Raw genomic sequence first — 11,609 nt, 5'->3', positions numbered from 1 at the left:
TGACCCAGTTTGTTTGAAATGTTAATGCCTAAATTACGGGTAAATACCGTTTTTGATATCGATCTGGAAGCGTTGTACAAGCAAGGCTACCGCGGTATTATTACAGACCTGGATAATACGCTGGTAGGAGCCAAAGCTCCCAACGCGACACCGGAGCTGGTCGTCTGGTTCGAGAAGGTCAAGCAGGCCGGATTCCAGCTGGTGATTGTATCCAACAACAAATTGAACCGCGTATCGCTGTTTGCGACACCGCTGGACATTCAATATGTGCATGAAGCACGCAAGCCTTCCAATGCGCCGTTCCGCAAGGCGATGAAGATGATGGAGCTGACACCGGAACAGACGGTTGTTGTCGGTGACCAGATGCTGACTGACGTGTATGGCGGCAACCGACTCGGATTGTATACGGTCCTGGTACTACCGATCTCAATCGGGGACGAGGGCTTTTTTACACGGATTAATCGTCAGGTTGAACGGATTGCCTTAACACGCTTGCGCAAGAAGGGTTTATGGATGGAGGAGGAAAAAAGGAAATGACAGAACGATTAGACGGCCTTGCCGTCAGATGCAGTGGGTGCGGGATTCCGCTCCAAACAGAGAACCCGGATCAGCCAGGCTATCTGCCGGAGAAGGCGCTCGAACGTGAACCGGTAATCTGCCAACGCTGTTTCCGCATCAAAAATTATAATGAAGCTTCTTCTGTAACAGTGGATCAGGATGAATTCCTGGCGCTGCTAAGCAAGATCGGCGATAAGGATGCACTAGTCATTCATATCGTAGACTTGTTTGATTTTGAAGGGAGCATGATCTCGGGTCTGCAGCGGTTTGTAGGCAACAATCCGGTCCTGCTTGTAGTGAACAAGATTGATCTGCTGCCGAAGGTAAGCAATTGGAACAAGATTCGTAACTGGGTACAGCATCAAGCCAAAGAACAAGGCTTGAAGACCGTGGATATTGTATTATGCAGTGCCCGCAAAAATCAGGGATTTGACCGTCTGCTGGAGGCCGTAGCCGAATACCGCGGGGATCGTGACGTGTATGTGGTGGGTGCAACGAATGTCGGCAAGTCCACACTGATCAACCGCCTGATCCGGGATTACAGTGATCTGGAGCAGGAGCTGACGACTTCACGTTATCCCGGAACGACACTGGATATGGTCAATATTCCGCTGGATGACGGACGGGCTATTATCGATACGCCGGGGATCGTTTATCCATGGCGTTTCAGTGAGATCGTATCCCGCAGGAACCTGGGAATTCTGATGCCGGACAAACCTCTGAAGCCGGCTGTATATCAATTAAATGCTGGCCAGACGCTGTTTTTCGGCGCAATGGCCCGGTTTGATTTTATAGAAGGGGAACATCAGTCCTTCACCTGCTACATTGGCAGCGGTCTTGGTATTCACCGTACGAAGCTGGAACGTGCGGATCAGCTGTTCGCAGAGCATGCTGGGGAACTGCTGTCGCCGCCTACGAAGGAAGAACTGGATGAGATGCCGGAATGGACACGTCATGAATTCCGCATTTCGCGTAATTCCCAGTCGGATGTATTTATTTCGGGGCTCGGCTGGATCCGGATTAACGGGACGAACGGTGCGCTGATCGCGGTTCATGCTCCACGAGGCATTCGTGTATTGGTTCGCCCTTCGCTGATTTGATCGGTGTCAATGGAAGCTGAGGAGGGTAAAACATGAGCACGAAGGATCAACAGACCATAGTTCAAGCTCCGGGTAAAGGGGTTCATAACGGAGGCAGAGTGCTGCTGGGAGTTATGGGTGACCCGATTGGTCATTCCAAGTCACCGGCGATGCATCAGGCTGCGCTGCAGAAGGCAGGCATTACCGGTGCCTACGTGCCGCTTGAAGTTACTGACAGCAGTCTGGAGGCGGCTCTCCTTGCTGTCAAGACGCTCAATTTTCGCGGAGTCAATGTGACAATCCCCCATAAAGTTGCTGTTATGGACTATCTGGATGAGATTGATGAGGAGGCCCGCCGGATCGGAGCCGTGAATACGGTTGTGAATGATCATGGTACACTAAAGGGCTATAATACGGATGGACGGGGATACGTCCGCTCCCTGAAGGATGAAGCCGTTCCCGTACTGGCAGGCAAGACCTTCATGGTATTGGGTGCTGGTGGTGCAGCACGGGGAATCATCTATGCTCTGGCCCAGGAGAAGCCGGCGAAGATCATCATTGTGAACCGGACACGAGACAAAGCAGAAGCGCTGGTACAGGAGTGGTCTGATCTGGCTTTGATGACGAGCTGCACCTACGAGGATGCCGTGCATTGGCTGCCTGTTGTCGATGTTCTGATTAATACGACCTCTGTAGGGATGCATCCGCATACCGATCAAATGGCATTACAGCTGGAAGGGCTGCGTTCCTCTGCAGTGGTCAGCGACCTGATTTATAATCCTCTGGAGACGAAGCTTCTTCGTGAAGCAGCTCGTCTGGGCTGTACAACTCATGGTGGACTCGGCATGTTTATTAATCAAGGAGCCATCGCGTTCGAATACTGGTTCGGGTTTGCTCCTTCTGTAGAGACAATGAGAGCCACCGTGCTGTCCAGTCTGAATAAGGAAAGCTAATGTCCCCAGAGGGATTAATTTTGCAGAATGGCTCTGTGAGCCATTCATTTTTGCATGTTCGATGGTACAATATATAAGCAGATTCCTGTATGGAGAGTTTCTGCAGCGGATTGTCAAATAAGAAGAATGTTACTGCCTGCAGCTGATACTGACGGGCAGAAGCGATAAAGGAGTTAAAGAATATTTATGTTAACCGGCAAGCAAAAGCGTTACTTACGTTCCCTCGCACACCATCTTGACCCCATTTTTCAGGTGGGTAAAGGGGGAACCAATGAGCATCTCATGCGTCACATTAATGATGCGATCGAGAAGCGCGAGCTGATGAAAGTCTCTGTTCTGAACAACTGCCTGGAGGACAAACACGATATTGCGGCAGAGCTGGCGGAGCAGACAGGTTCCGAACTTGTACAGGTCATCGGCAGCGTTATTATTCTGTACAAGCCGTCACGGGATCACAAGCAGATCGAACTGCCATAAGACCCGGCAGACATTAGAGGCGGTGATGAGATGAAAGTGGGTCTGATGGGCGGTACTTTTGATCCTATTCACATGGGGCACCTGCTTGCAGCGGAATCAGCGAGGGATACGCATGATCTGGATGAAGTCTGGTTTATGCCTTCTCATATTCCGCCGCACAAGCATGAAGCAGGCGCTACTGGAGAGCAGAGGCTGGACATGACGCATGCAGCGGTCGATAGTCACCCTCAGTTCTCGGTTCTGGATCTCGAGATCAAGCGTGGTGGAGTCTCATACACCATTAACACCATCCGCGAGCTACAGCAGATGTATCCGGAGATCCGTTTTTATTTTATTATCGGAGCGGACATGGTGAATTATCTGCCGAAATGGGAAGAGATCGAAGAGCTGGCGCAGCGGCTTGAATTTATAGGCGTCGAACGTCCTGGATACAAGCTTCAGCTGCAGACGCTTCCAGACTATCTTCAGGACAGGGTCCATCTGGCTGAAATGCCTGAAATGGACGTATCCTCGACTTCCATTCGCGAACGTGCGGCCGAGGGGCGGTCCATCCGTTACCTTGTCCCGGATCGTGTGTACGAATACATTATAGGGAGCGGAATCTATGCGATACAGCAGGGATGAGTTGATGGCGGCCGTATCCGGACAAATGCCGGAGAAACGCTGGAAGCATACGCTGGGCGTCATGGAGACGGCTGTCAAGCTGGCTGAACGATTCGGTGCAGATCCGGCAAAAGCCGATCTGGCGGCAATTCTGCATGATGTGGCCAAATATTGGCCGGTAAAGGATATGGAGCAGGTCATCCGGGACAATCCCGAGCTGAATCAGGACCTGCTGAATCATGATAAGCAGCTATGGCACTCGGAAGTAGGCGCACTTGTAGCCCGCCGTGATTACGGAATTGAGGATCCGGATATACTGGATGCCATTCGCTGGCATACGTCAGGAAGGGTCGGGATGAGCCTTCTGGATAAAGTAGTCTGCCTTGCGGATTACATAGAACCAGGGCGGGATTTCCCTGGCGTGAATAATATCCGTGAACTGGCTCAACATAGCCTTGAAAAGGCTTTGATCGCGGGGTTTGATTCGACGATCAGCTTCCTGCTGCAGCAGCAGCGGGTAATCTATCCATTGACGGTTCTTTCACGTAATGATTTGATCCAACATTTGATACCTACTGGAGGTTCATGAATGACATTAAAACCAAATGAATTGATGAATATGGCAGTTACGGCTGCTGATGACAAAAAAGCAATGAACATCGTAGCACTGGATCTGCGCGGCGTTTCCATGGTGGCTGATTATTTTGTAATCTGTCACGGTAATTCCGATACACAGGTGCAATCCATCGTGACGGAAATCCGCAAACGTGTCCACGAGGCCGGCGGCGTAGTCCGCGGCGTAGAAGGTCTGGATTCTGCCCGCTGGGTGCTGATGGATCTGGGTGATGTGGTTGTCCATGTCTTCCACCGCGATGAGCGTGAATATTATAATATTGAGCGTCTGTGGTCAGATGCCAAGGTTGTGGAGACGGTATGAGTCTGATTGCTGGTACTTATGTTACGCTTCCTGTTGCCCGCGAAGTATCGCCTTTTGGTTACTTCCTGTCTTCCGGGGACCAGGATGTGCTGCTGCATTATACTGAATTGACGCGTAAAATCGCCATCGGTGAGCAGCTGGACGTGTTTATTTTCTACGATACAGAGGACCGCCTGGCCGCAACTATGAAACGTCCTTATCTGTCACTGGGTGAGCTGGCTAAGCTGCAGGTGGCAGATGTGCATCCGCGTCTGGGCTGCTTCCTCGAGATGGGACTGGGGCGTCAGCTGCTGCTGCCGATCCGGGAGCTGCCTGAGATCAAGGAACTTCATCCGAAGGTCGGTGACCACGTATTCGTCATCATGGAGCATGACAAACAGGGACGTCTGCGTGCAAAGCTCGCAGGTGAGCAGGAACTGGCGCCACGGGCGTTTCACGCTCCCTCCTCGTGGCTGAACCAGTGGGTACAGGCTACGGTGTACAGACCATTGCAGATGGGAACCTTCGTCATTGTTGACGGGGGCGTGCTGGGCTTTGGCGCGATCGGCATGATTCACGCATCGGAACGTCCTCGGATGCTTCGTCTTGGGGAAGAGGTTCGCGTCAGAGTGACTCTTGTCCGTGAGGATGGGCGTGTGAATCTGGGGATGTCAGAGCGCAAGGAAGTGGGTCGCGTAGAGGATGCAGATCGTCTGCTCGATTTCCTTAAGGAACGACCGGGCGGCGGCATGCCGTATTCTGATGCAACCCCGCCGGATATTATCAAGCAGCGTTTTGGCATCAGTAAGTCTGCGTTCAAAAGAGCACTAGGCAAGCTCATGAAGGAAGGCAAGGTTACCCAGAAGGAAAACTGGACGTATCTGGCAGATCGCAGCCAGGCAAATGATGCTCCAGGATCGTCTTCGAACGAGTAATAATTACCGGCTGATACAGCTGAGAAACAGGTTCTAGAAAGTGCGGTGTAACATGGCATCATACCGGAGATTCGCTTACGTATACGATGAGTTGATGGAGGACATGCCTTATCCCGATTGGCTGAGATTTGCACGTACGGCCTGGGAGAAATATGGTATGCCCAAAACGGTGGCCGAGCTCGGCTGCGGGACAGGCTCCATCACGATTCCGTTGGTAAACTCGGGATTCGAGGTCAGCGGGATCGATCTGTCGGCTGATATGCTGTCTGTGGCCCGGCGTAAAATGGAAGCGACCCCGCAGGGGCATCGCCTGTTCCGGGAAGGCAGTGTGCGCTGGCTGCAGCAGGATATGCGGGAATGGCGTCTGCCTGAGATGGTAGACAGCGTGATTTCTTTTTGTGATTGCGTTAATTATCTTCTCAATGAAGACGATATTATCGCTACCTTCCGTCAGACCTATAAAGGGTTAAAACCGGGAGGGACGTTCCTTTTTGACGTGCATCATCCGAATACATTGGTCCGTTATGATGAAGAACAGCCATTTGTTCTTGATGAGCGCTCGGTATCCTATATCTGGACCTGTGACTATGATGCAGGACGCCGTGAGATTGAGCATCATCTCAGCATCTTTGCGAGATCGGAAGAGGCGGGACGAGATATGTACCAGCGTTTCGAGGAAACCCATAATCAGCGGGCCTATGATCCGGACTGGATGAAGGTGGAACTGGTCAAGGCGGGCTTCACCGATGTTAAAGTTTATGCGGACTTTGAATGGGTTGAAGCCGGTGAGGATGCGCAGCGTCTCTTTTTTGTAGCGGTAAAATAGGATCTTGTATTATTTTCCATTCTATTATATGATGGGCTCAATGATATTGATTTCTCGCGAAGCACGCGGGCTGATTTCTTCCATAAGGAGGAACAGCCCGCTTTTTTATTTTCATATTGGAAAAATCAGATAAAAAAGCTAGAATGTGCTTATTCATTTACTTTAAGAGAAGAGGATGGATTTGATGAGGACAAAAATGCTGTATTCCGTGTTGGCTGTTTCTACCGTACTGACGATGCTTACGATGGGGGCACCGGTCCAAGAGAACGTTAAAGCTGCTGGCCATGTATCTTTACCATTTACGAATGCGGCGGTTCAGAGCACGGTCCTGCCTGCCGGCTTTAAGGATATCCGGGGACATTGGGCAGAGGCTGCCATTCAGCAGGCGCATAGTCTGAAGCTGATCTCTGGTTATCAGGATGGGACATTCCGGCCGAATGCCAAGGTTACCCGGGCTGAGTTTGCGGCAATCCTGAGCCGTACGACTCGTTTGAAGGCGGATGAGAGAAAGCAGCCGTTTGCAAATATGAAGGGACACTGGGCAGAACCTGCATTGACACAGCTTTTGTATCAGGGGCTGATCCAGCCTGAGGACTACTCCAAGGGGTTTAATCCTAATACAGAGCTGACCCGTTACGAGATGATGAAGTGGATGGCGAACGGGTTAATGCGTTCGAGCGACTCTTTTAAACAGGCATATGAGGATACAAAAGATACACTGCTGCCAACGACGGAAGGTGTGCAGGGGAAAATTAGTGCTGAGAAAGTCCCGTATATCGCGGTGGTGCGAGGGACTGATGTAGTTGGAGGTTTTGAAGACGGATCTATTCGTCCAGATGCGACAACGACGCGGGCTGAAGTAGCATCCATCCTGTTGAGATACATGAATACTGAAGGTAAAGATGCAAGTACATATCAAGCTTTGAATGAACTGCGGGAAGTAGGAACAACAGGGACCAATTTAATGACAATTAGTAATTATAAGTACAGAACAGGTTCTGCTAAAATTTCAGATATCGCCAAGAGCACGATTACCTTGAAAAATAAATCAGGAATTTTGCAGCTGCATCGCTATATTGTTGTGGACGCGACAACCAGTAAGCCTAAAGGGGTTTATGCACAGTTGTTTATGCCAAAGATGTATGCCCCAGGGGCTTACAAAACTTTTGCAGACATTTCATTTACGTCAAACCTAGATAGGGCAGATTTAATCACTTTTAATAGCGGTGTTAACAGTGGGCTTATAGCATTTAATCGAGTGAACATACAAGCAGCTGAAGCTAACGGTATACCAACTATTCCTACTAGTTCTAAACAATTTATCAGAAAAGGCCAAAAAAATCGTTTTTGGATATCCACCGCTTTGAGTAAAGTGAACTGGTTGTATTCTTTAAAGTCAGATACTGAAGGCATTCTAGAGATTGAGAATTAGTAATAGACTGGCGGTGTCAGAACATGAAAAAAAAGAGAAATTTATTTTTGGTGATTGTCTTGTTTTTTTTTTCGTTTGCCACATCATTGCCACAGATAGTAAATGCTGAAAATGAAATAACAAATCCTTATGGACCCAAATCTATGGAGAATCCCAACAAAATTATAGTGAAATCAGAACCTGAAATAGGTAACCCGGGAGTCTACTGGTATCAACAAGATAACGGGAGATTTAAGGCTGATCATGTTGGTGGTCCTACTTTTGCAAATAATGCTGGATCATGTACTGCTCCCTACCCCGCAGCCACAGAAGTACCTGATAGTGTTGATTTTAGTCGATGGCCCGCTCGAGGGTGGAAAGAGTACAATGGAAAAATGGTTGATAAAAACACTATTACATCAATTCGTATAAGCGATGTGAATTATCAGCCGCGCAGTAGACAGGATTCTTACCAAGGTGTAAACGATCCAACTCCTCCTTTTCCATCAACTATTGTTCCAATTAGAACGATTACGGGCGGCTACAACACATATACTACTGCAGATCCTTTTGCAAACGGAGGAAAGACTGACGCGGGATGTCCTAAATATGAGGTCGTCTACTACACACCAATGGATATCATCTGGGAGGGAGACCTAACCGAGGAGAAAGAAATTGATGTTGCCCCGGATGCAACCATTAAGGTTAATGCAACGAAGCAGCTCACGGCCAAAGTCAAAACGAAAAATTATGGCTCCTCAATCTGGGAGACTCCAATTGATGTGAGTTCAAGGACTGAAACCAAATGGTGGTCGTCAGACGATACCATTGCTAAAGTCAGCAGCTCCGGCTTGGTAACTGCACAGAAACCCGGTAAAGTCACCGTACGCGCCATTTGGAACAACGGAACCTATCTGATCTCTGACACAGCAGAAATTACGGTAACCGCCGAGCCGGGTCTGGCATTACACCTCCCAGACAATGCTTGCACTTCAGACAGGACACCAAAGCAGGCTTCTGCAACACTGACCAAGCCGGATAAGAGTACGATTACCCTCACTGCTCATCCAAGCTTGACGTGGACAAGCTCCAATCCGGCAGTGGCGTCCATTGGCCGAGATGGTAAAATTACTGCAGCCGGCCTGGCAGGGATTACCGAGATTACAGGGCGCTTCGTAGATGCCAGTCAGGCGATTGATTCGTCAGACACTCAGACTTACACCGCAGCCAACTGTACAGGAGGCGGAGGCGGGGGACCAGGAGGGCCAGATAATGCGTGTTCGATTACGATAGGCTCACCTGTTCAGGGAGCAGTGAATCAAGTGTCTTTTATGAATCCGAATGCAACTGGTGCAATCAAAGCGGATCAGAGAGGCGCCGAACAGTTTGACGTGTTCAAAGGAATCCCGACCTCCGAGAATCTCTACGCTAATATCTTTGGGCTCAATTATCTGGTTCAGCACCGTTTTGGTAATATGAGAGGTCAGGTGACATACACCGTACCAGTCAAAAAAACCTATGTGCTCACCTGGAAAATTAAAGGCACACCACCCACTGCCACCAGTCCAGGAACACCCGATACCCCGCAGCAGGATACACAGGTGGTGGAGAAAAAAATACAGATAACAAGGAACTTTTCATACTGGAAAGTGGATAATCTTGAGGTGTATCGATTAGGGAAAGCAGCTGTATCTAACTACGCGCTGCCTAATGGAGGGGTAACCTTGCGTCCTGCCAATTACACGGCTCCTGAAGTTCTTTCCAGCAGCAGTGATGGCGTGAAGGACCATGTTCAGACGGCCAGCTGCTCTGCACAGGATTTAGGAAGCGAGACTAAGGACGGCGGCTACTCCAGGCCTTCACTTCCCAACGATGCGAGCCTCTTTACCAGCAAAGCCGAGTCTGCAGTCGGCAAAAACCAGGTGAAAAACGACATGGTTAGCTTTAACGGAAATGTTATTATGAATCCGAGCTGGACAGCAGAGACTGCCCCATCCCCTGTTAGCATCCCTGCGCCCTCACTTATTGGACAGGATGTGCTCTACGGTAAAGGCTACACGATAAGCAAAAGTTTGACGAACAAGCTGAATACCGCAAGCTCCGGCACCATTTATTATTATCTGCTGCCGGGCAGTATCCAGGGCGGAAGCGACAAGTCTTTTACGATCAACGGTCTGAACACGGTTACGGTGCATACTCCGGTCGTGATCTATGCTTCTATCTCCGATGACCAGCAGCACAACCAGAAGACGAATCCTGCTGCTAGCCGCAGTGCGGCCATATTAGATCGGCCGTTCACCATCTATATGCCAACCGATGGACAACATCGAAATATCCCCGGGTATGGTAACCGGGATTATGCCGCATACGTAAGAGAGAAGCAGGTGTGGTTCCCTTTTGACGTCTATAACGGAGACAAGAGCAGATTTTACCCGAAAAATTCATGGATCACCATTCCGGTGGATCAAAAAAGCACAACCTTTTTTATGCCGGTGTGGGTGGATGAAGGTTATTATAATGTTCTCTTCCGCACGATTGCTGAGAACGCCCCTACGGGCTTTACTACCGAGTCACAGGCGAATAAAGACTTCATCAACCATACAGCGACCGACGTTATCGCCGTGGATGTAATTGGGAGGCTATACGATTTTCACATTACTGATATTGCGGATTACAACTGGGAAACGGTATTTCGTTCAAGTAAGGGCATCAGCCTGCATACAGGCCAATCCTATTGGACAGGGCTTCAGGCTATCGACGGGCAGGCGCGGGGCAACAGCAAACCGTTCATGCTGCCGATCTTACCAGGCAGCCATCCACAGCAGGGATTTAAGAACATATCTATTAAGACAGGTTATCATTTTAAATTTGATCTAAAGACCAAAGGCAATATGTTCGGTACACAGGATGGGATCCGGATTACTCCTCAGTTTTATTTTGTATCCAGGAACGGAAGCGGGAGGGTCCCGGTTGACCTGTACACGCATGTTAGTAGTAAGAATCTGATCAAAATCGGTTCCGCACAGGATCGTGAGAAGAGATACGTAATCCTGAATGACCGGCTGCGCAATGTACCTTCAGCAGAAATGAAGGATACGGCCCATTATACCTACAACCATCTGCTGAGCCAGCAGGACAGGAGCAAATGGACGCTCTCTCAGTATGTAGAGCAGTATGTATCCGGGTTTGCCAAGCAGAAGATCTGGATTGGCCGATATGACTGGCTTGTGCTGCCAGCCCAGCTGCGAACCCTGATTGGACCAAAGACATCCTTACCGGAAGGAGTTAACGTGGATCGTGCTAATGCGTCTATTCAGCGCTGGTATGGTGAATACAGCCTGCCCGCCGATGTCTATGCGGTTAAGCAGGGGACCGATCTGACTAAGCTTTCCAGGATGGGCACCCTAGACGAAAGAAATCCTGTTTTTCTACGGGATGGTTATATCATCGTTAATTTCAATCTGGAGACCCTTAGGGAGGGAAATGCTGGTCAGCCGCATCTGCAGTACATCCATGCTGCCCTTATGAATCAGTGGAGACTCGAAGGGGGGAGGTCTCAGGTGCAGGATTCTTACTTTAATAAGTTCAACTTGCTGGACGGAGACGTTGTTTTTTATCATGCGGATCATTCCAGCCGGGGGGACTTTGCTTCACAGGTACCGCATTAACCAATGGGCAATCTGCGTATTAGGACAGGTAAGAAGACTTACAGGCGAGCCGGCGTTGACTTTTCCAATTTTCTTAATTATAATGGTTCCATTCTTATGACTTTACAATCCATGAAGAGGATCAGTAATTTCTACAGTGGCATAACAGAGAGCCGGCGGTTGCTGCAAGCCGGTTGCCTATGT

General features: G+C 49.5%; 11 protein-coding genes and 1 other annotated feature (1 of these 12 only partly in view). All 11 genes read left to right on the top strand.

Features of this window, described 5'->3' with window-relative positions; translation table 11 throughout:
• Window positions 1–9 precede the first annotated feature (9 nt).
• The 11 genes from Q5741_RS03705 (at window position 10) to Q5741_RS03655 (ending at window position 11,426) form a co-directional block, all read left to right on the top strand.
• Entirely contained in the window at window positions 10–537 is a 528-nt protein-coding gene (locus Q5741_RS03705) for a YqeG family HAD IIIA-type phosphatase (protein WP_305022674.1), read from the top strand.
• On the top strand, window positions 534–1,658 hold the full coding sequence (gene yqeH, locus Q5741_RS03700; protein ID WP_305022673.1) for a ribosome biogenesis GTPase YqeH: 1,125 nt from the start codon (window positions 534–536) through the stop codon (window positions 1,656–1,658). The genes Q5741_RS03705 and yqeH overlap by 4 nt, the downstream gene beginning before the upstream one ends.
• Before the next feature lie 32 nt (window positions 1,659–1,690).
• Complete coding sequence (gene aroE / locus Q5741_RS03695) at window positions 1,691–2,590, top strand: shikimate dehydrogenase (RefSeq protein ID WP_305022672.1); 900 nt, start codon at window positions 1,691–1,693, stop codon at window positions 2,588–2,590.
• Window positions 2,591–2,776: 186 nt separating this feature from the next.
• Complete coding sequence (yhbY, locus tag Q5741_RS03690; RefSeq protein WP_305022671.1) at window positions 2,777–3,067, top strand: ribosome assembly RNA-binding protein YhbY; 291 nt, start codon at window positions 2,777–2,779, stop codon at window positions 3,065–3,067.
• Window positions 3,068–3,097: 30 nt separating this feature from the next.
• The gene (nadD, locus tag Q5741_RS03685; protein WP_305022670.1) at window positions 3,098–3,691 is read left to right on the top strand and encodes a nicotinate-nucleotide adenylyltransferase; all 594 of its coding nucleotides are present in this window, start codon (window positions 3,098–3,100) and stop codon (window positions 3,689–3,691) included.
• Window positions 3,672–4,259: a bis(5'-nucleosyl)-tetraphosphatase (symmetrical) YqeK gene (yqeK, locus tag Q5741_RS03680; protein ID WP_305022669.1), complete on the top strand. Its 588-nt coding sequence runs from the start codon at window positions 3,672–3,674 to the stop codon at window positions 4,257–4,259. Before nadD ends, yqeK begins: the two co-directional genes overlap by 20 nt.
• Window positions 4,260–4,607 carry a ribosome silencing factor gene (gene rsfS / locus Q5741_RS03675; protein WP_305022668.1) on the top strand — a complete coding sequence of 116 codons (348 nt, stop codon included), beginning with the start codon at window positions 4,260–4,262 and terminating at the stop codon, window positions 4,605–4,607.
• Window positions 4,604–5,521, top strand: coding sequence for a CvfB family protein (locus tag Q5741_RS03670; RefSeq protein ID WP_305022667.1), 918 nt, complete (start codon window positions 4,604–4,606; stop codon window positions 5,519–5,521). Before rsfS ends, Q5741_RS03670 begins: the two co-directional genes overlap by 4 nt.
• 52 nt (window positions 5,522–5,573) lie before the next feature.
• On the top strand, window positions 5,574–6,347 hold the full coding sequence (locus tag Q5741_RS03665) for a class I SAM-dependent DNA methyltransferase (RefSeq protein WP_305022666.1): 774 nt from the start codon (window positions 5,574–5,576) through the stop codon (window positions 6,345–6,347).
• Window positions 6,348–6,531: 184 nt separating this feature from the next.
• Entirely contained in the window at window positions 6,532–7,779 is a 1,248-nt protein-coding gene (locus Q5741_RS03660; RefSeq protein WP_305022665.1) for an S-layer homology domain-containing protein, read from the top strand.
• A gap of 611 nt (window positions 7,780–8,390) precedes the next feature.
• Window positions 8,391–11,426 (top strand): DUF5704 domain-containing protein, encoded by a 3,036-nt coding sequence (locus Q5741_RS03655; protein ID WP_305022664.1) that lies wholly within the window; start codon window positions 8,391–8,393, stop codon window positions 11,424–11,426.
• A 102-nt stretch (window positions 11,427–11,528) separates the two neighbouring features.
• Window positions 11,529–11,609 (top strand) — a binding site (T-box leader); it runs 190 nt beyond the window's last position.

This window comes from Paenibacillus lacisoli, assembly GCF_030580655.1.
Taxonomy (GTDB): Bacteria; Bacillota; Bacilli; order Paenibacillales; family Paenibacillaceae; genus Paenibacillus; species Paenibacillus lacisoli.
Note: the sequence above shows the minus strand (reverse complement) of the source record. Positions and strands in the feature narration are given on the sequence as shown.

Bases quoted from the DNA above. Each gene is read 5' to 3' on its own strand.
- yqeH (WP_305022673.1), top strand. From the start codon at position 534: ATGACAGAACGATTAGACGGCCTTGCCGTCAGATGCAGTGGGTGCGGG.
- aroE (WP_305022672.1), top strand. From the start codon at position 1,691: ATGAGCACGAAGGATCAACAGACCATAGTTCAAGCTCCGGGTAAAGGG.
- yhbY (WP_305022671.1), top strand. From the start codon at position 2,777: ATGTTAACCGGCAAGCAAAAGCGTTACTTACGTTCCCTCGCACACCAT.
- nadD (WP_305022670.1), top strand. From the start codon at position 3,098: ATGAAAGTGGGTCTGATGGGCGGTACTTTTGATCCTATTCACATGGGG.
- yqeK (WP_305022669.1), top strand. From the start codon at position 3,672: ATGCGATACAGCAGGGATGAGTTGATGGCGGCCGTATCCGGACAAATG.
- rsfS (WP_305022668.1), top strand. From the start codon at position 4,260: ATGACATTAAAACCAAATGAATTGATGAATATGGCAGTTACGGCTGCT.
- Q5741_RS03670 (WP_305022667.1), top strand. From the start codon at position 4,604: ATGAGTCTGATTGCTGGTACTTATGTTACGCTTCCTGTTGCCCGCGAA.
- Q5741_RS03665 (WP_305022666.1), top strand. From the start codon at position 5,574: ATGGCATCATACCGGAGATTCGCTTACGTATACGATGAGTTGATGGAG.
- Q5741_RS03660 (WP_305022665.1), top strand. From the start codon at position 6,532: ATGAGGACAAAAATGCTGTATTCCGTGTTGGCTGTTTCTACCGTACTG.
- Q5741_RS03655 (WP_305022664.1), top strand. From the start codon at position 8,391: ATGGATATCATCTGGGAGGGAGACCTAACCGAGGAGAAAGAAATTGAT.